15 protein-coding genes and 3 pseudogenes are annotated in these 19,706 nt (G+C 58.6%); 7 read left to right on the top strand and 11 right to left on the bottom strand.

The genetic code is table 11. The features are described from left to right. The first annotated feature begins 77 nt into the window (after nucleotides 1-77). Nucleotides 78-1,535, top strand: a complete 1,458-nt coding sequence (locus tag NIBR502773_RS29635) for an efflux transporter outer membrane subunit (protein ID WP_141157690.1) — start codon at nucleotides 78-80, stop codon at nucleotides 1,533-1,535. 39 nt (nucleotides 1,536-1,574) lie between these two features. Continuing rightward, complete coding sequence (locus tag NIBR502773_RS29630) at nucleotides 1,575-2,360, top strand: SDR family oxidoreductase (RefSeq protein ID WP_141157689.1); 786 nt, start codon at nucleotides 1,575-1,577, stop codon at nucleotides 2,358-2,360. Between the two features lie 70 nt (nucleotides 2,361-2,430). On the opposite strand, the gene NIBR502773_RS29625 is transcribed toward NIBR502773_RS29630, so the two are convergent. The 4 genes from NIBR502773_RS29625 to NIBR502773_RS29610 all read right to left on the bottom strand — a co-directional run bounded on the left by NIBR502773_RS29625 (nucleotide 2,431) and on the right by NIBR502773_RS29610 (nucleotide 6,713). Beyond that, complete coding sequence (locus NIBR502773_RS29625; RefSeq protein WP_141157688.1) at nucleotides 2,431-3,702, bottom strand: OmpP1/FadL family transporter; 1,272 nt, start codon at nucleotides 3,700-3,702, stop codon at nucleotides 2,431-2,433. A 387-nt stretch (nucleotides 3,703-4,089) separates the two neighbouring features. Beyond that, entirely contained in the window at nucleotides 4,090-4,710 is a 621-nt protein-coding gene (locus NIBR502773_RS29620; protein ID WP_141157687.1) for a TetR/AcrR family transcriptional regulator, read from the bottom strand. A gap of 141 nt (nucleotides 4,711-4,851) precedes the next feature. Further along, entirely contained in the window at nucleotides 4,852-5,715 is an 864-nt protein-coding gene (locus NIBR502773_RS29615; RefSeq protein WP_141157686.1) for a class I SAM-dependent methyltransferase, read from the bottom strand. 104 nt (nucleotides 5,716-5,819) lie between these two features. Further along, a complete protein-coding gene (locus tag NIBR502773_RS29610) occupies nucleotides 5,820-6,713 on the bottom strand; it encodes an NAD(P)/FAD-dependent oxidoreductase (protein ID WP_141157685.1) in 894 nt (297 codons plus the stop codon). Nucleotides 6,714-6,820: 107 nt separating this feature from the next. On the opposite strand from NIBR502773_RS29610, the gene NIBR502773_RS29605 reads away from it, so the two are divergent. Further along, nucleotides 6,821-7,462: a TetR/AcrR family transcriptional regulator gene (locus NIBR502773_RS29605; RefSeq protein ID WP_141157684.1), complete on the top strand. Its 642-nt coding sequence runs from the start codon at nucleotides 6,821-6,823 to the stop codon at nucleotides 7,460-7,462. A 149-nt stretch (nucleotides 7,463-7,611) separates the two neighbouring features. On the opposite strand, the gene NIBR502773_RS29600 is transcribed toward NIBR502773_RS29605, so the two are convergent. Then, nucleotides 7,612-8,529: a LysR substrate-binding domain-containing protein gene (locus NIBR502773_RS29600; RefSeq protein WP_027605724.1), complete on the bottom strand. Its 918-nt coding sequence runs from the start codon at nucleotides 8,527-8,529 to the stop codon at nucleotides 7,612-7,614. 190 nt (nucleotides 8,530-8,719) lie between these two features. Here NIBR502773_RS29600 and NIBR502773_RS29595 point away from each other — a divergent pair, with 190 nt between their 5' ends. From NIBR502773_RS29595 to NIBR502773_RS29580, 4 genes are all read left to right on the top strand, one after another. Beyond that, complete coding sequence (locus tag NIBR502773_RS29595; protein WP_027605723.1) at nucleotides 8,720-9,469, top strand: SDR family NAD(P)-dependent oxidoreductase; 750 nt, start codon at nucleotides 8,720-8,722, stop codon at nucleotides 9,467-9,469. A 96-nt stretch (nucleotides 9,470-9,565) separates the two neighbouring features. Beyond that, the gene (locus NIBR502773_RS29590) at nucleotides 9,566-10,867 is read left to right on the top strand and encodes an MFS transporter (RefSeq protein ID WP_065941615.1); all 1,302 of its coding nucleotides are present in this window, start codon (nucleotides 9,566-9,568) and stop codon (nucleotides 10,865-10,867) included. A 17-nt stretch (nucleotides 10,868-10,884) separates the two neighbouring features. Continuing rightward, nucleotides 10,885-11,733 carry a transketolase gene (locus tag NIBR502773_RS29585; protein WP_027605721.1) on the top strand — a complete coding sequence of 283 codons (849 nt, stop codon included), beginning with the start codon at nucleotides 10,885-10,887 and terminating at the stop codon, nucleotides 11,731-11,733. Then, nucleotides 11,730-12,752 carry a transketolase family protein gene (locus NIBR502773_RS29580; protein WP_141157683.1) on the top strand — a complete coding sequence of 341 codons (1,023 nt, stop codon included), beginning with the start codon at nucleotides 11,730-11,732 and terminating at the stop codon, nucleotides 12,750-12,752. Before NIBR502773_RS29585 ends, NIBR502773_RS29580 begins: the two co-directional genes overlap by 4 nt. 139 nt (nucleotides 12,753-12,891) lie before the next feature. Here NIBR502773_RS29580 and NIBR502773_RS29575 read toward each other — a convergent pair whose 3' ends face one another. The 6 genes and pseudogenes from NIBR502773_RS29575 to NIBR502773_RS31485 form a co-directional block, all read right to left on the bottom strand. Next, nucleotides 12,892-13,638 (bottom strand): sulfite exporter TauE/SafE family protein, encoded by a 747-nt coding sequence (locus tag NIBR502773_RS29575; RefSeq protein WP_141157682.1) that lies wholly within the window; start codon nucleotides 13,636-13,638, stop codon nucleotides 12,892-12,894. Nucleotides 13,639-13,671: 33 nt separating this feature from the next. Then, nucleotides 13,672-14,601: a LeuA family protein gene (locus tag NIBR502773_RS29570; protein ID WP_168209026.1), complete on the bottom strand. Its 930-nt coding sequence runs from the start codon at nucleotides 14,599-14,601 to the stop codon at nucleotides 13,672-13,674. Nucleotides 14,602-14,627: 26 nt separating this feature from the next. Further along, complete coding sequence (locus NIBR502773_RS29565) at nucleotides 14,628-15,773, bottom strand: mandelate racemase/muconate lactonizing enzyme family protein (RefSeq protein WP_168209025.1); 1,146 nt, start codon at nucleotides 15,771-15,773, stop codon at nucleotides 14,628-14,630. A gap of 386 nt (nucleotides 15,774-16,159) precedes the next feature. Then, nucleotides 16,160-16,444 (bottom strand): annotated as a pseudogene (locus NIBR502773_RS31495) (ATP-binding protein); the annotation flags it as partial. 567 nt (nucleotides 16,445-17,011) lie between these two features. Continuing rightward, nucleotides 17,012-17,299, bottom strand: a pseudogene (locus NIBR502773_RS31490) (response regulator transcription factor); the annotation flags it as partial. A 309-nt stretch (nucleotides 17,300-17,608) separates the two neighbouring features. Beyond that, a pseudogene (locus tag NIBR502773_RS31485) lies at nucleotides 17,609-18,502 on the bottom strand (sensor histidine kinase); the annotation flags it as partial. Nucleotides 18,503-19,706 lie beyond the last annotated feature (1,204 nt).

Raw genomic sequence — 19,706 nt, 5'->3', positions numbered from 1 at the left:
AGCCCAGGGGCCTCAATTGACAGAGAGTGACCATACAGTACTATGGTCACCAACAATGTTCGATTCAAGGAATCCCAATGCACTCCCTCCGCCCCGCTGCTTTTTTGATCAGCGCCAGCTTGATGACAGGTTGTGCGGTCGGTCCGGACTATCGCCGTCCGGACGCCCCGCTCCCGGACCGCTACCTGGGCCAGTCTTCTGTCGAGCAGAGACCAGGGGTGACGCCTGCCAGCCTCGTCATCTGGTGGGAGGGCTTCGGTGATCCACTGCTCGCCGACTTCGTCGCCAAGGCGCTTGAACAGAACCTCGATCTGGCGCAGGCCCAGGCACGAGTCGCGCAGGCGCGGGCAGGACTAGGCGCCGCCAATGCCGCTTTATGGCCCTCGGGAAATATCAGCGGCCAGGCCGCCCGCGCCTACCAATCAGTCGAGACGCCACTCGGCCAGGTGCTGAACTCAACCCCTGGCTATGATCGCTATGGCAGTTCCTACGAGGCCGACCTCAATGCCAGCTGGGAAGTGGATGTCTTTGGCGGCCTGCGACGCGGACGCGAGTCGGCACTGGCCGAGTACCAAGCGTCCGAGGCTGGCGCCGCAGCCACGCGATTGGCCATCGCCGCACAGACTGCGGATATCTACATCACTGTCCGCGGACTGCAGGCTCGGCTGGACATCGCGAATCGACAAGTCAAAACCCAGCAGGGGTTGCTGGAGAAAGTCCAATTGCTCTACAACAAGGGGCTTGCCGCCAGCCATGAGGTTCGTCAGACCGAGGGGGCTTTAGCACAGGTCCAAGCCACCGTACCGGTGCTGCAGACCGGTCTGGATGCGGCCATGAATTCACTCGATGTCATGCTCGGCACGCCACCCGGTACTCATCGCACGCAACTTGCCATGGTCGCAAGCATTCCGGCAGCGCCGCAGTTAAAGGCCATGGGAACGCCAGCCGACTTACTGCGCCGCAGGCCTGACCTCATAGTGGCCGAGCGCCGCCTTGCCGCTTCAAACGCACGCATCGGGGAGGCGATTGCCGAGTACTACCCTAAGTTCTCTCTGAGCGCCTTACTGGGGAGTGCGACGGCTGTATCGGCAGGCAATCTTTTTTCCGGCGGCGCCAGTCAATCGTCGGGCGTACTCGGACTGCGCTGGAGACTCTTCGACTTCGGTCGCATCAACGCCCAAATCGACCAAGCCAAGGGACAGGAAGCCGAATCCATGGCCGCTTACCGTCAGTCTGTGCTGCGCGCCACCGAGGATGTCGAGAACGCGCTCTCCTCACTGGTGAATCGGGACGCCCAAGCGTCCACCCTCATTGGAGGCGAGACGTCTCTGACGCAAGCGCGCCAATCGTCGTTCACTGCTTATGAGAAAGGCACGGCCAGCTTGATTGACGTCCTGCACGCTGACGAGACCCTGCTTCAGGCTTCCGACGCTCGGGCGCAGGCACAAACCGAATCGGCACGCGCGGCAGTCGCCGCGTTCAAGGCGCTGGGTGGCGGCTGGCAGCCCTCGGATAGCCGACTGACGAGCCGATGACACGGGTGGTTTTCGAGATTCAAACAAGGGGTATGCAAGATGGCAGTGAAAGAAAATTCATGGGTGCTCATTACTGGAGCCTCCAGCGGATTCGGCAAGGAATTTGCCCGACAGTACGCCGCAAAAGGGAAATCCCTGATTCTGGTAGCCCGCAGGCTGAACGAGCTTGAAGCACTCGCGGACGAATTGCGTAGTCGTTTCGACGTCGACGTGATGGTGCAGCAAGCAGATCTTTCATCAATAAATGTGATTATCGATCTGCATCGGCGCCTGCATGACAGCAATACGGTGGTCGATGTCCTGATCAACAATGCGGGTTACGGCTTGCAGGGAGCATTCCTGGATGAGCCCCTGGAAAGCTCCCTGGCGATGATCGACCTGGACGTCGCCAGCCTGACCGCCATCACTCGTCTGTTTGCAGAGGATATGCGGGCCAGGCGCAAGGGGCATATCTTGATGACAGCCAGCCTGCTGTCCTACCAGGGCGTGAAGAACTTTGCGGTTTACTCTGCCGCCAAGGCTTACGTACTCAGATTCTCCGACGCCCTGCATCGTGAGCTCAAAAAAGACGGCGTGGTGGTCACAGCGCTTTGTCCAGGCATGTCGGATACCGGGTTTGCAGCAAGTGCCAAACAAAAGATAACACCGGTCTTGAAGAGGGTCATGATGCAACCCGAGCCTGTAGTGCGAGCGGGGATACAAGCGTTGCACGCAGGCCGCATGAGCGTCGTGCCGGGCTTTGGCAACAAGGCTATTGCGGTCTTGACCTGGGCCACACCCCGTCGACTTCACCAGGGCCTGATGTCACGGGTAATGGGTGTTTGAGCGGGCCAGGCAATGCCCCCACGACGGATACCTGATCCACTAGGTATCCGCTCTCAGGCCCCGCCGCGAGTCAGAATCGATAGCTGACAGAAGTGCCCAAACCGCTCGCGCTATTTTTATACTTCGAGCTGTAGGCGCCTCTTGAGGCGGATACGTCATTGACCTGTACGCTTTCCTCCCATAGGTAGGAATACGCCACATCGATCGTGACATTCTCCGCCGGCGTCCACCCTGCCCCGACACTGATGACTTTCCGGTCACCGGTAGGGATTCGCGGCCCACGGTTGACGTTGTTGGTGGGGGACTGGTCAACCGAGAAGCCGGCGCGAAGAACCCACTGATTGTTCAGCTTATACGCCGTGCCGATAGCGTGCGCCCACGTGTCGTGCCAGTTCTGCTCCTCGGTAATACGACTCAGCGTTCCGCTCAACGCCGCAGGCAAGCCACTGTTTTCGAACACCAATTCCTTGAAGCGACTCCAGCGCGTCCACGTACTGCCCAGGTAGAGCGTCCAGTCACTGTTGAGTTGGTGAGTCACGGAAAAATCGACTGATTCCGGGGTGTCCACATCCAAGGACGCGTCATAGCTCGTACCGCTTACACCCAGCACACTGAAGATGCCGTCGGTGAGCTTGGTCTTGGCATCCAGCTGGTAGCTGACCTTGGAGTGATAGGTCAGACCCAACCGAGTTCGATCTGTCGCCTGCACTAGAATACCCGCGTTAAACCCAAGCGCCGTGTCGTCGCCGGTGCTTTTGAGTTTTCCGTCATTGCGGCCCGGGCTGAGTGGATTGAGGACCATCCCGGAAAGCTCACCACTGATACGGTTGATGGTCGGTCCAAAACCGATGGAGACCTTGTCGTTGAACGCATAGCTGATGGTGGGCTGAAACGTAAGGGTCGTGACCTCACTTTTGTTGGCGTAGTAGCGGCCGGCGAACCCACTGCCATAATCGGTCATTAGCCCAAACGGCACATAGAAACCCACACCGAACGCCCAGTGCTCATCGATGGGTTTGACGTAGTAACCCATGGGCACTGTGGTGGTCGGCACCATGTCCCCGTCCTCCTGCCCCCCGAATGTGCTGCGCGTCTGGCTTATATGGGCCTTTGCGAAAAGCGTTGCCGCCCCGACGCTGGCCTGCTCTTTTTTCAAGCGAGACATACCGGCCGGATTACCGAAGACGGTACTCGCATCTTCTGCCGATGAAGAACGGCCGGCAAATCCGGAGCCCATCCCACTGATGCTTTGTTCATTGAGAGCGAAACCGCTCGCGAACAGTTGTGTCGACGAGAGGGCAACAGCAAGGCCAAGCGGGGTCCTGCGCAGTATTTTTTTCATTATTAGGACTCGATAGATCATCGGGATAAAGCGGTAGAGAGCGTCACGCCGAGCGCGGGCTACCGGGAGGGGCCGCTGCGCAGCGTTACGAAGATCGTGCGCGCCGCGGCGATTCCTCCAGGATAGGTACAGCATATTTATTCATGTGACTATTTATGTCAATAGTCACCAATTCGACAAATGAACATGCGTGGCTAGGCGGCAAATGCTGCGCGGATAATCCACTCAGTTACCTGGTGAGGTTTGATACATGGCTGTGAAGGTGGGGATCAGGCCCCGGATTCGAGTTAATACCGCGCCCCGGAAAAGGGTGTCCACCTGGATCGGTGTTCACCATCATCTCAGCGTTGATATCAGAGCAAAGTGATAGAGATGATTAGCGCAGGCTCACGGCATCAAGCTACGCAGAATGAGATTGGAGGTGAGGACCGGAGCCAGCTCGACGAAGTCAAGGTTGTATTGCAAAAGCAACGGATTGACGAAAGGACGCAGCGCAAGGTGGATCGAATCGACTGTTTCGTCCAAGGGTGTTTTGCGTTCAAATTCGCCGATTTCTCGGCCTTCACGCACAATCTGCAACACGAAGCCCCTGACCAAGGCATCATATTGCTGAGCGCAGGGCCAGTTCTCAGACGCTGCAAATGCGGCGATGTCATAGAGCTTTCGATCACTGAAGAACAAATTCACCCCGGTAGCGATCAGCGTTTTCACCAAACGTCGAAAACGTTCGGTCGGCGAGATGTCCTCTGCATTAATGGCCTGTTCTACGGCCGAGATGATTTCCGCCAGGCAATTGCCACAGATAGCCTCACCAATCGCCTGCTTGGAATCAAAAAACTTGTAGATGTACGCCTTGGAAAACCCGATCGCTTTCGCCAGGTCGGAAACCGTGGTTTTGCTATAGCCGTATTGACTGAAGTGCTGATTGGCCGCCGCGACGATCTGATTCCGGATCTCATGATCGGCTGGGCCACGGATGCTGGGGGAAGCTATGGATGTCTTGTTCATGCGAGCTAGCTTACGCATCCGAAAAGCGCTTGACAACGAGTGACCAAATTATACTTTTGTCACAAGTTCGCAATGATCAGGGTTGGTTTCAGGTCAATTGTCTCTACGCGGAAGGCCAAACACCTCCCCTATCAATCCCTGTCAGCTTGCCGGATTGCGTGCCAGGACGATCCACGTCGCGCCGTCGATCATCACCGACCGCTCGCCGGGGAGGCCCGCGAAGGCGGCGCGAACCGCGGCCCAGGCGCGGGCTCGGATGGCGTCGGGCTTATCAGCGAGCACAAGCGCCAGCGGGCCACCCTCGAATGCCATCTTCACCGCGTCATCGATCGCCGCGTCCCGCGTCACGCCCTCGCCGAACGGGATGGAAGCATCGAAGGGCGTGCTGGTGATATCGGTGAAGCCGGCCGCTGTCAGGATGCGTGCCACGCGCTCCCGGTCGCCAAACGAGAATGGGCCGGGCGCTTCGGGATCGGGCCGTGCGGTCAGCGGGAGGATGCCCTTGAGCGCGCCCATCGGCAAACGCACCCAATCATTCTCGGCCACACCGCGCCAGCAAACGAAAGCGACCCGCCCGCCCGGCCGGAGCGCGCGTCGCATATGGGCGAACGCCCCTATCGGATCGTCGAAGAACATCACCCCGAAACGCGAGAACAGGAGGTCAAACGCGCCCTCGGGCAACTCGGCGGTGCTGGCATCGGCTACCCGGAACCGGGCCGGCATATCCGGTGGCGCCAGCGCACGCGCGCGGCCGATCAGTGGTTCGGATATGTCCACGCCCAGCACATGGCCGCCCGCGCCGACGCGGGCGGCCAGAGCCAGGCTCGACGCGCCCGCGCCGCAACCGACGTCAAGCACGCGTTCGCCTGTGGCGGGCGCGGCGGCTTCGATCGCGGCCTGGCCGAATACCGCAAACATGGCGTCGAGCCGGGCCTGGTTAGCGGCCCAGTACTCTCCGCTTTGGCCATTCCAGTCGGCAACCTGATAGGCATTTTGCTCTGTCATGACATCTCCTCGTTTTGATTCGTTTTTAACCAGGCCGTGCAAAAGCCGGGAACGGCGACCTTCTGAGACCCGTGTTCCAGAAGCCTGCGACAACCGAATTGCCCTCAAACCAGCATCGACTGTTGGGCGGAGATACCCGCCGTCGCGCCGTGCGATATTGCCAGGGTGACCGAGGCCATAAGGGGGTTTGCCAGGTCGCCCGCGGCGTAGATGCCGGGCACGCTGGTTTCGCGGCGCTCGTCGACCTTCAGGGCGACACCCTGGGGCGTATCCACCGTGGCGAGGCCCAGCGACTCATGCAGGCGTGCAGACGGCTTGTTGCGCGGATGCGCGAACAGAATGTCGACCGCGACAGGAGGGCCGGCGTTGAGCCTGACGGTGGCGTTATGGTTCTCGTCATGGTCGATTTCGGAGATCCGGCCATTGACGACAGAGATGCCACGTCGCGCCAGGTCGGCCTGGATGTCGGGTGGAAGGTCATGCCCATTGGCGAAGACCGTCAACATGTCGGTCCAATCGTGGAACAGCCTGACCTGATTCATCGATTGCGGGCCGGACCAGACGAGGCCCCAATGCTGGCCGGCGACTTCAAAGCCGTCGCAATAGGGGCAAGGCACGATGGAGATGCCCCAGTTTTCGGCATAGCCCGGAACATCAGGCATCTGGTCAACCACGCCATAGCTCAGGATCAGGCGGCGCGCCCTGAGGCTTTCGCCATCGCCAGTGAGGACGCAGAAATCGTCGATGGCGCCGGAGATGCTCTCGGCACGGGCAGTGACCAACCTGACCGTGGGATAGCGCGCCAGCTGCCGCCGCGCCTCGGCCAGGATCTCCAGCGGTGGCTTGTGATCGTGGCCAAGCAGGCCATGGGAGTGGCCGGCGAAGCGGTTGCGTGGCAGGCCGGTATCGAGAACGGTGACCTTGCGCCGGGCACGACCGAGCTGCAGGGCTGCAGCAAGACCGGCAAAGCTGCCGCCGATGATGATGACGTCATTCATGGTGATGGGCTCCGCGCTGTGGATGAAGGGAGATCGGCTTGCATTTTTAAGATACTTTGAAGTACCCTAATTCAAGAATTAGAATACTGTAAAGTACTGGAATATTTATGACTGAACACAACCAGGGTCGGCGCGGCCGGCCCGCCAACGAGGCGCTTGGCCAAACGATAGTCGACGCCGCGTGCGAACTTTTTTTGGAATTGGGTTTTCAAGCGACGACAATGGACAAGGTCGCCCAGCGGGCGAAGATATCCAAGCTCAGCATCTATCGGCACTTTGAGAACAAGGAAGCGCTGTACAGCGCGGCCATCGCGGCCCACTGCCATCAGTTTGCACCACAGACCCTTATTGAAGGCGTCGACGGTTCGGCGGCAGATCAGCTCATGGCGGTGGGAACATTCCTGCTTCGCACGTTGTTGAGCCCGGATGTGCGCAGTGTCGAAGCCATGATCATGGTCGACAAGACGAATCAAACGTCGTTAAGCAAGCTCCATTACGAAGCCGGCCCCGCCTATGTCGTCGCCCAGATCGAGGCCCTGTTGCGTCAGTTGCACGGGAAGGCGGTGCTGAACGTGCCCGATCCTCTGGGGTCCGCCCGCTTGTTTGCCGCGCTTTTCAAAGGCTCCGATCTCCTGATGATCGCCCGCTTCGATGAGGCGAGAGCAGAGGATGAAATCGAATCCTATTGCCGATCGGCCGTCACCCTGTTCATCGCCGCGCATGGTGGCAACGACCGCGCTGGCGAATAAGCATTTCATTGCTCCAGGCAGCTTGGCCTGAGCCGCCGTCCGGGCCTTTCGTCATATTGGCCCGGTGCGCGCGGCCGAGCTTGCACAGGTTCACGCGTTTTTCGCCGCCAGGTTGGCGAGCGGTGGTCGGCCTTAGGACGGCCAGCCCCTCAAAACACGAAACTATGCCCTAACTCCACCTCCATCCACCCCAAGAACCGCCTGACCCTGGGAAAACTGGAGTGCGCCTTCGGGAACACTAAATGGTGGGCGGCGACCGCAGCGCTCAACGCTTCGGGGGCGACTTCAACCAGCGAACCGTTGGCCAGGTATTTTTGCGCCAGCAGCGTGCTTTCAAGGGCGAACCCCAGGCCGTGGCTCGCGGCTTCCAGGCTCATGTAGGAGCGGTCGAAACTCAAGGCGTAGGGCTTTTCGGGGCGCGCCAGGCCATGCTGGGCGAACCACTCAGGCCACCTGAGCAAGGTTGCTTCGGAAAGGATCAGCTCTTGCGCCAGGAGATCCGCGGCGTTTTCTACCGCGCAGCGCGCGATCAGCTTGGGCGATGCCAGCACCGCGAAACTTTCGTTGCGTACGGTACGCACTTCATAGCTGGGCCAATTAGGCCGGCCGTGACGAATATCCACATCGATCTTGTCCTGGCTGAAATGCAGCGACTCATAGGAACACGACAAATTGATCTGGATGTCCGGATTGCTCGCGCGAAACGACTCCAACCGCGGCATCAGCCAGAGTAAGCCAAAGCTGGGGGCCGAATGCAGCCGCAGGCAATCCAGGCTGACGTCACTCGCGGCGCGCTCGGTGGCGACCTCAAGGCTCTGCAACAGACCGGAAATATCCTTCAAGTACTGCTCACCCACTGGCGTCAGGGTCACCCCACGCGCTGCCCGCACAAACAACTGTCGACCAATCATCACCTCCAGCTTGGCCAGTTGATGGCTGATCGCTGACGGTGTGAGGTCGAGCACTTCGGCGGCCCTTGCCAGGTTGCCGAAACGGGCTGTCTGCTCGAAGGCCTGAATGGCTCTCAGCGGTGGCAGATTGGAGGTGGGGATATCGTCCTGGCGCATCGGTATTCAGCCTATTGTTTTTGGGTCGCGGGCGGATCGTGCCATTCAAGCATTTGCGGTCCACATTGACGAGTGCTGAATTTTATTCATGTAGCAGTGAGGTTTGCGTTATTGCTCGGCCCGTCGACGGGGACCACTCTGAGCCATCGATCGCTGAATCGAACCATAAAAACAATCAGAGGTATCCCTCATGCTTCTTCAAGGCAAAGTCGCGATTATTACTGGCGCCGCATCCGCACGCGGCATCGGCCGCGCAACCGCGCTCACTTTCGCCCAACACGGCGCCCGCGTTGTCATCCTGGATCTCGACGAGTCCGCCGCCCGTGACGCCGCCGCCACCCTCGGCGAAGGCCACCTGGGCCTGGCTGCCAACGTGGCCGATGAGCAACAAGTCCAGGCAGCGGTCGCCAAGGTGCTGGAGCACTACGGCCGTATCGACATACTCGTCAACAATGCCGGCATCACCCAGCCCATCAAGACCCTGGACATTCGCCCGAGCGATTACGACAAGGTCCTGGATGTCAGCCTGCGCGGCACGCTGTTGATGTCCCAGGCGGTGATTCCGGTAATGCGCGCCCAGGCTTCGGGCAGCATCGTCTGCATGTCATCCGTATCGGCCCAGCGCGGCGGCGGCATTTTTGGCGGCCCGCACTACAGCGCCGCCAAGGCCGGCGTGCTCGGACTGGGCAAGGCCATGGCCCGCGAATTTGGCGCGGACAACATTCGCGTCAACGCCATTGCGCCAGGCCTGATCCATACCGACATCACCGGGGGCCTGATGCAGGATGAGCGCCGCCACGCAATCATCGAAAGCATCCCCCTGGGTCGGCTTGGTGCCGCGCAGGATGTTGCCAATGCGGCACTGTTTCTCGCCAGCGACTTGTCGTCCTACCTCACCGGCATCACCCTGGATGTCAACGGCGGCATGTTGATCCACTGACCACAGGTGCCAGCACCCGCTGTCCATTAAGTTCTGGATCGAAGATACGTCGGGCCTCAAGCCCGGCGTTCTATAAAAACAAGAGATCAGACCCTCATGATGACCACCATGACGCTCGACACTGTGTCCACAGTGCGCGCAAGCGCGTATCGCAAAACTGCCTGGCGATTGATGCCTTTCCTGATGCTGTGCTACCTGTGCGCCTACCTGGATCGGGTAAACGTCGGGTTTGCAAAGCTGCAGATGATGAATGACCTGTCCCTGAGCGAAACCGTATACGGGCTCGGCGCGGGCATGTTCTTTCTTGGCTATTTCCTCTGCGAAGTGCCGAGCAACCTCATCCTCCACAAAGTCGGTGCCCGGCGCTGGATCGCGCGGATCATGATTTCGTGGGGCATTATCTCCGCCCTCTTCGCCTTCGTGGAAACCGCCTGGCAGTTCTATGCGCTGCGCTTCCTGCTCGGTATCGCCGAAGCCGGGCTCGCACCGGGCCTGCTGCTCTACCTCACCTACTGGTTCCCCTCCTACCGCCGCGCCAAAATGACCGTGCTGTGGTTCATCGCCATCCCGCTCTCCGGCATGATCGGCGGGCCGCTCTCGGGCTACATCATGACCCAGTTCGCCGGCGTGCATGGCTGGGCGGGCTGGCAGTGGATGTTCGTGCTCGAAGCCATTCCGACCGTCATCGTTGGCCTGATGGTGCTGGCTTACCTCAAGGACGGCGTACACCAGGCCACCTGGCTCACCGATGAAGAAAAAGCGCTGGTCAGCAAAGAACTCGCCGAGGACAACAGTCGCAAAGTCACCCATGCATCGGTCGGCGCCTTCCTGCGCGACCGCCGCCTGTGGATTCTCGCCTGCATCTACTTTTGCGTGGTGATGGGCCAGTACGCGATCACCTTCTGGCTGCCGACCCTTATCCGTAATGCCGGTGTTGCCGACCCGATGCACATCGGCTTGCTCACCAGCCTCCCCTACCTGTGCGCCATTGTCGCGATGGTGCTGATGGGGCGCAGCGGCGACAAGCACCAGGAGCGCCGCTGGCATCTGGTGGTGCCGATGCTTGCCGGTGCGCTGGGCCTCACGTTGGCGGCGGTGTTCGGCACCCACCTGATGCTGTCGGTGTTGTGCCTGTGCCTTGCAGCAGCAGGCGTGCTGTCGGCGTCGTCACTGTTCTGGATGCTGCCGACCACCTTGCTCGGTGGCGTCTCCGCCGCTGCCGGGATCGCTGGAATCAACAGCTTTGCCAATCTGGCGGGTTTCTGCTCGCCCTACCTGATTGGTTGGATCACCACCACGACCGGTTCTAGCGCCATCGGCATGTACCTGATTACCGGTGTGCTGTGCATCGGTGCCTGCCTGGTGCTGCGCATTCCTGCCGCTTCGGTCAATCGTTGAGTTAACGGAGAATTTCCATGACTGCCACTTTATCTCGCGCGTCCTCCACCACGCTGGTGCAGCGCGCCCATAACATTCGTCGCCATGCCTTGCGCATGGGCCAAGTCCAGGGCCAGGGCTATGTCGGCCAGGCGCTGGGCGCGGCAGACTTGCTGGCCGTGTCGTACTTTCACGCCTTGAACTACAAGCCCGAAGACCCGGAATGGGAACAGCGTGATCGCTTTTACCTTTCCATCGGCCACTACGCGATCGCCCTGTATGCGGCGCTGATTGAAGCGCAAATCATCCCACTGGATGAACTTGAAACCTACGGTTCGGATGACAGCCGCCTGCCCATGTCCGGCATGGCCGCCTACACCCCCGGCATGGAGATCACCGGCGGCTCCCTGGGCCAGGGGCTGGGCATCGCAGTGGGTGCCTGCCTGGGCTTGAAGCGCAAACAGTCCGCCTCATTCGTCTACAACCTGCTGTCGGACGGCGAGCTGAATGAGGGATCCACCTGGGAAGCGGTCATGTCCGCTTCGCACTGGAAGCTCGACAACCTGATCGCCATTGTCGACGTGAATAACCAGCAAGCCGACGGACATTCCAGCGAAGTGCTGGCATTTGAACCCATCGTTGACCGCTGGCAAGCCTTTGGCTGGTTCACCCAGCGGGTAGACGGTAACGACCTGGATGCCTTGGTCAAGGCGTTCGACGCGGCCCGCAGCCACCCCGGCGCACAACCGCGCGTCATCATTTGCGATACCAAAATGGGCAAAGGCGTGCCGTTCCTTGAAACCCGCGAAAAGACTCACTTCATCCGCGTCGACGAGCATGAATGGGATGTGGCCCTGAACAACCTGGAAGAAGGCAAAACCGTATGAGCAACGCACACAAGACTGACGTTCAGGCACCCGCGGCGGCGAAGAAAAAGCTGACCACCTCGGCGATGATTGCCTCGATTGCCGCTGAAGGCCAGGCCACAAAACCAGCGCCATTCGGTCACGCACTGGCCGCACTCGCGGACCAGCGCCAGGACATCGTGGGTTTATCGGCTGACTTGTCCAAATACACCGACCTGCACATTTTTGCCAAGGCGCATCCGGAGCGTTTCTACCAGATGGGCATGGCCGAGCAACTGTTGATGAGCGCGGCAGCCGGCATGGCTCGGGAGGGGTTCGTGCCCTTCGCTACCACTTACGCGGTGTTTGCTTCGCGCCGGGCCTATGACTTCATCTGCATGGCAATTGCCGAGGAAAACCTCAACGTCAAAATCGTCTGCGGCCTGCCGGGCCTGACCACCGGGTACGGCCCCAGCCACCAGGCAACCGATGATCTGGCGATCTTCCGCGCCATGCCCAACCTGATGATCGTCGACCCCTGCGATGCCCTGGAAATCGAACAAGCCGTGCCCGCCATTGCTGCGCACCAAGGGCCGGTCTACATGCGGTTACTGCGCGGCAACGTACCGCTGGTGCTCGACGAATATGGCTACACATTCGAGATCGGCAAGGCCAAGACCCTGCGTACGGGCAATGAGGTTTTAATCATTTCCACCGGTTTGATGACCATGCGCGCCCTGGAAGCCGCCAAGGAACTACAGGCAGAGGGCGTGGATGTCGCGGTGCTTCACGTGCCCACCATCAAGCCTTTGGATGAGCAGACCATTCTGGCTGAAGCCAGAAAGCCGGGACGACTGGTAGTGACGGCCGAAAACCACTCCATCATTGGCGGATTGGGCGAAGCGGTGGCAACCGTGCTGTTGCGCAATGGCGTTACCCCGACGTTCCGGCAAATAGCGTTGCCGGACGCGTTTCTCGATGCGGGAGCGCTTCCGACGTTGCACGATCGCTACGGTATTTCCACCCAGGCTGTGTGTGCGCAGATCAAGGGTTGGCTATAGGGTTTGAACCTGCAAGGGACTGAGTGAGTCCCTTGGCAGTCATTACGTTCCACCACCTTCCAAGAACTCGCTGAAACCCACATAGAACCTGCCTACAGGTGAGACCATTTACGTATTTGCGAGTCCCCATCCAATCTGGTCACCAGAACAGCATCCTCAATGCCAGCGCGACCACGACTAGATTGAAAACTGCCTCCATCCACTGGTCGCCCTTCTTTAAGGCAAACTTCGCGCCGGCATTTGCACCCAATAGCGTGCCAATAATCAGGCAACATCCGTACTGCCAGTCAATGATGCCGCTGACGCCGAAAATCAGTAATGAACCCACGGAGAGGACCAGCCCACCGACTTTGCGGGTACCCACCGATTCGCTGATGCTTTTTCTGAAAAAGATAATGAATAAATACGTCGAGAGTTTGGCTTGCCCACCAAATAACCCGCCGATCATTCCTACGGGGATAAACAGGATATAGCCAAACAGACGTCTGATCGCTGAGGGAGGTGTTTCGCCGCTACGAGGTTTTTTTATAAGGGACAGTGCGACGAGCAGCAATGTCAGCCCGCCAATTACCTTGTGCAGCAGCGCGGGATCTATTTGAAGAAGCAGGCTCGCGCCTGCCAGAGCCCCAACCAGCCCCAGTACCGCAGCTGGAAAGGCCAGCGCATAATCGACCTTTCCCTGGTTATGGAAGTGCCGCAGTCCGGCAACCATGGTGCCTACCGAGGCCAGGCGCGCAGTGGCGATCGACGACTGAGGTGCAATCCCCAGCCAGATCATCACCGGAACGGTCAAAAACACACTGCCACCGGTGTTGGTCCCGACGAATCCCGTTATTATTCCGAGGAAAATCAGACCGACGCCTGTCAACCACTCATGACCCATCATGTTGAGGTGCTCGCATAAGATTCATGGCACGGCTTACTCGCTCAAGTAAGCCGGGTCTATCCAGTGATAGCAGTTTCTGTTTCGGGAGCTGGCGGTCACATGAAGCTTTGCGGTATGTACGAAGCTGTACTCGCCGATAATCGGGCGGCGTCGGTCAAAGGCGTCGCCCAGCGTTTTCGAAACGATGCTGCTGAGCTTTAGAACTTTCGACGCTCTACCGCTGCAAGCTATTGAGTTGAAGTGCAAATTAGTAATCAGAAGGCATGTTTCGGTGATACCGCATCGCTCGCCGATGCCATTGACGGTACAGGAAATAAAAGTAGCGCCTGCTTCAATGGAGGCCAAGGTATTTGCCATCGCCAAACCTCTGTCGTCATGAAAGTGCACTTCGAGGTCAATCTCAGACAGTGACTGCCTGATTAGTTCAATAGTGGCCTGAACCTTGAAAGGTTCGCAAATCCCTAATGAGTCGGCATAACAAATTCGGTCCGCGCCGGCAGCTTTAGCAATCTTAAACGTCTCAATCAAATCATCAGACGGCGTTCGAGAAGCGTCTTCAATGGTATAGCGAACTTTCAGGCCCAGTGATTTTGCATACAACACACTTCGTTTAATGAGATCCTGTATCTGTGCTTTTGATTTTCTAATTCGATATTTCTGTGACGTCTCATTGATACCAGCAAATATGCCTATCCAGTTTGCCCCTGTCGCCGCAACCGCATCAATATCATCTTGATGCGCGCGGGAATGCGCAAGGATATTTTTGGCGATCTTTGATTGTACAAGCGCGGTAACCCTGTCGAACTCTTGTTTCGACGCATACGGGTGGCCGGCTTCGATAAAGTCGATACCTGCATCTGCGAGTGCGTAGGCTATGGTCAAGGTAGATTGGGTTGTGAGTTTAACCCCAGGCGCTTGATTTCCTTCGCGCAGCGTAGAATCGACGAGTGTTATAAAAGTCATAAAATACATTCCATTGCATTAAAAGATTATACGGCTTTCGAGCGCTCAATCGACTTGTAGCGCGAGGTATATGAAAGTAGTTTTTCTTCATTAACCTCTACACCCAACCCTGGCTTATCGATGGAAAGTTTCACTTGCCCATCGCAAAACGAGTAACAACTTTCATCAACTATATCGTCTACAAATCTCTCAGTAGGGCATCCGTATCCGGTGGTCGCTACATTTTTCAGGGTAGAAACAAAATGATGAAGGGCTGCTGTGCCAATACCAAACGGGTGCATGCTACCAGTACTGACTTGTAAATCGGCGATCTCGGCCGCAGCACATAAGCGGCGGGAGGCTAATATGCCACCCGACTTGAATGGTTTCAGACAGATGACGTGCGCGGCGTTGAGGTGAATTATCTCCTTTAGATCTCGAGCATTGAAAACGCTTTCATCGGCGATGATAGGGGTGCAGACATTTCGTTTGACCTCCGCCAATCCGCAGATATCATGGCCGGGTGTAGGTTGCTCGACAGCAAAAACACCGTGCTGCTCTATACGCTTTATAAACTGAATAGCGGTGGAAACGTCATAGGCACAGTTGGGATCAACTTCCAATTCAAAGTCATCTCCTAAAGCCTGCCTGACAGATTTAAAGCAGGCGTAATCGTCTTTCAATACACCGGATCCCTTGAGCGTCAATCGCTCATAGCCAAGCCCTTGCAACTCCAGCGCACGCTCAGTGACCACTTTAGCGCAAGCAAACGGTAAGCTGCGGCTCACCTTATAACTAAGCGCATGCGCGCCGCCCAACAAGTTACAAACTGGAACGCCATATACTTTTCCCGCAAGGTCGAGAAGCCCATGATCTATTGCACACTTAGCAAACAGATGCCCCTTAATGACCAGATCAAGCTCGCTCATTATTATTTCAAACAGGCATGGATTCTTACCAATTATTGCAGGGCACAAGTAGGTTTCCAATACTGCCAGCATCGTTTCGGGAGTATCGCCCTGGGCGGGGTAACCTCTCGATATAATTCCCGACTCTCCCCATCCCACCAGTCCCGTGTCTGTCGTCAGTTTCAACACTATATGCCGCCCTTTGGCGGTGATATTGGTTGCGGTCTGATAAGGATTTTTATACGGAACCTCTACTAAAAACACTTCAGCTTTAGCAATCAGCATAGGGTAACTTCCTGTTGGTGAGCGTTGATACTGGAAATTAAATGAAATGTACTGGGATGCTTGCAGCAATATCAAGCATCGCAAACCAGGGTTTCTCAGCCACCAACATGAATAAAATTTCATGATTTCGCATATTGATTTTCTTAAAACTACCGACTGCCTGTTCTCGCCTATTGAATCAAAAGAAATTTTATTTATGACACTTTTTCGCACTAGGCAGCTTACTGCCTGACTTCCCAGCCCCTTTATAGCTTCCAACAGCTTTGCACTCAGCAAGCTATATATATTTAATCTAACAAAGGACCTGAATTAGGTTGGCACTGATTAAAAGTCGCCCAGCGCCACCCATATATCATTCCGGAGAGGTTCGATGCTCATCGCTTACTCTACGGCGCATCAAGAGGGATCTCGAGGATGAAGGTTGCGCCCTGCCCGGCCCCGTCGCTGTGCACGGTGAGGCTGCCACCCATTTCCTGCGCGGCGAGCGCGCAGCTGTGCAGGCCGAAACCGTGACCGTCTTTGCGAGTCGTGAAGCCATGGGAAAAGATACGCGTCAGGTGCTCTGGCGTAATCCCGTTGCCATTGTCGGCCACTGTAATACGCAAGACTGCTCCGTCACCGATGAGGGAGGCGCTGAACGTGATGCACGGGCTGCGATCGACCAGGCCGTCCAACGCCTGCCTGGCGTTTCTGATCAGGTTCACCAGTATCAGCAGCACCCGGTGCCGGTCCAGCGACAGCAGGGGCAAGTCGGCAATGTCCTTGACCACCTTCACCTCCTGATTCATCCGTGAGCCGGCACTCATGCGCCAGGCATCATCGATTAATTCCGAGACCGGTATTGTCTCGACGACACTGACGGCAACGGCATAGGACTGCTGGGCAGCGACAATGGTCTTGATGTGGTCAATGCCTTTGGTGAGTTGCTCGAGCTCTTCGATGATGCCCTGCTGCTCTGCCGCCACCGCCTGCGCCAGCTTGAGCAGGTAGTCGGGCAGCATTTTCCCCCTCTGGTCCTGGGTGAGGAAATCGCTCAGCTCATGGATGTGTTCGTTCATCATCTGCGCCACCTTGCCCAGGCCCTGGGCCTTGGAGGTGCGCATCTGGCTGCTGACCAGCTCGGCCGAAACGTTCACGCTGTTGAGGACATTGCCGACATTGTGCAGCACCGTCGTGGCGATCTCGGCCATGCCCGCCTGACGGGATTTCGCATTCAGCTCGGATTGCACCTGGCTCATGCGTAGCGCCGCGCGTACGCGAGCCTTGAGCTCCAATGGCGAGAAAGGTTTGGCGATATAGTCATCGGCGCCACTCTCCAACCCGGAGATGCAAGCCTCGCTGCCGCCGCGGGCGGTCAACAGGATGACGGGCAGATGGGCAAAACCGGCGCTCGCCTTGATTCTGGCGGTCAGGCCAAAGCCGTCAAGCTCCGGCATCATCACATCCGAGAGAACGACATTGATCGGATGACGCTGCAGCATGGCCCAGGCCTGCTCTCCATCAGCGGCGGTGACGACGCTGTAGTCGTCGCGCAAAAGCTCGCTGAGGTAGCCAAGCATTTCCGGGCTGTCATCGACCACCAGGACCCTGGACTGCGAGGTGCGTTCCGGGTGCTGCTCGTTGTCTGCATCGCCCATGGACGCCTGGTCGTTGCTACTGCCACGGCGGCCGTCATCGAACAGCAAGTGGCGCTGCTCGGTTGTGATCATTGCGGTGGGTGACGATCCCTCATGTAGATGACCGGCTTCGGTCGGCACCGTGTTTTGCTCGGTTCCCCGAGGAAATCGAACAAGGAAGCACGACCCCTTTCCAGGCTCACTGTTGACGCTGACTTCGCCCCCCATCAGTTCGACCAGATCCTTGACCAGGGCCAGGCCGATGCCTGTACCGCTGTAATGCCGCGTGGCGGAATTGTCGATCTGGGAAAAACGCTGGAACAGCAGGGGTAATTTGTCAGGCGCGATGCCAATGCCCGAGTCTTGCACCGCGAGCTCAAATCGCTCGTCATCAAGCGCAGTGACTGCCAGATGCACCGTACCGCCAGCAGGGGTGAACTTGATGGCATTACTCACCAGGTTGAGCAGAATCTTCTCGAAGTGTCGGGGGTCCAGGAACACGGTGCCGAGGGCAGGATCGATGCTGCAGGTCAACGTGCAGCCTTTGCCCTTGGCCACCATGGCGGCGTCCTCGGCCAGCACGCCCACCGCCTTATTCAAATCAACGGGCGCCGGACACAGCTCAAACTTGCCTGCTTCGGCCTTGGAGAAGTCAAGGATATCGTTCACGCGGTTCATCAGGCGCAGTGCGTTTCGTTGTGCGCGCTCGATTTGCACGCGCCAGTCCGCCGGCGGCGTGATCGCCACCGAGAGCTGCTCCAACGGGGCGAGAATAAGGGTCAGGGGGGTACGCAGTTCGTGGCTGACCGTGGCGACGAAATCACTCTTTGCCTGGTTGGCCGTCTCGGCCTGGTTGCGCGCCTGAATAAGTGCAACCGCCTGCGCCTCCAGCACCTCGGTCTGTCGGTGCAGCGTGTCGGTCCGTTCGGCGACCATTCTCTCCAGAGAGGCCTGCACCTGCTGTCTTTCGGCTTCGGCCTCGGCCTCCAGCACCCGGATGCGTAAGGCATTCTCCTGGAACACCCGAACGGCGCGAGTCATGATCCCAATCTCATCGCCGCGTCCAGCACTGGCGATTTCGGCGCTCAAGTCACCGGCTGCCAGCCGGCGCATGACCGAAGCCAGGGCGACGATGGGCTGCGCGACAAACCGCGAGGTGCTCCAGGCGATGGCTCCGGCCAGCAGGATGGCGACGGCGCCAGCGACTATCGTCGCAAGCATGCCGCGATCCTTATGGACCAAGGCGTCTGAACGCGCTTCGCCAGCGAAGCGCGCAACCAACAGGCCAGCGCTGCGTGCCTCGATGCGAACCTGGTCGCGCGCGTCGCCCAAGGCGTTGCTCGCCTGATGGAACCCGGCAAATGCCGCCCGGTAGCCAGCAATCTGATCGCTGACCGTCAGGGGCGTAGCGTTGACCTGCTGCCCCACAGACGAAGGCAGAACCCGGGCGAGACGGGAGAGTTCATCGAGGATGACGCCTACAGAGCTGGCGACCTCGGCCGACGGCGCCAGGCGAAACGACAAGGTCTGCGCTTCCAGGGTGGCAACACGTTCGGCGAAACGCTTGGACAACGCGGCGGCGTTTTGCAGCAAACCGATGGCGGCCTGAATGTCACTGGCGTCATGGGCAATGTGCTCGTCCACTTCAGCCAACATGACTTCAAGGCGCTCTGCCACACCTCCAACAGCCCCCAGATGCCGCAAAGCCTCGCCGCCCCGGAGCCTGGGAGCCTCGCCAAGCTGTTCGAGCGCAAGGCTGGCTGCTGCCACCGCCGTCGCCAACTGTTCCAGGGTCTCCACCTGTTGCGGCGCCCCCATCAACTCACGCAATTGCTCGACCACAGGCGGCAGCGCCGCACAAGCGTTGCGCGCCGCAATGGCGGCGGCACCATCACCGCTCACCAGCACCTGGGCCACATTGGCGGTAATGATGCGTTCGCCGTTGCGCAGGATATCCAGGATGCGATGGGCGCTCTGGGCGTTGCTCACCCGCGCCTGGTGGTCGGCAGCACGGGAGTCCAGGCCCTTCAGCCCAGCGGCGATACCCTCTTCAACGAGGGCCGTCGCCTCTCGCATCCGGGCGTAATGGGCGGTCATATTCTCGGTTTCGCCATCCATGGTCAGCGTCGCCACCCGCAAGGACGCGATCGCCGCAGCGAGCCTCTCCAGGCTGCCCTTGAGCGATTGCGCCTCTGCCGCCGGGATAGCGTTAAGGCCGTTGATAGCGGTCGCGACCAAGCCTTCGGCCTGGGACACGCTGTCCTGGTCGCGGGTGGCAATGAAGTTTTCCACCCGCCCGGTGGCCCCGTTGACCGAG

The organism is Pseudomonas sp. NIBRBAC000502773 (assembly GCF_006517195.1).
Lineage (GTDB): Bacteria > Pseudomonadota > Gammaproteobacteria > Pseudomonadales > Pseudomonadaceae > Aquipseudomonas > Aquipseudomonas marginalis.
This window is presented reverse-complemented; position numbering and strand designations above follow the sequence as displayed.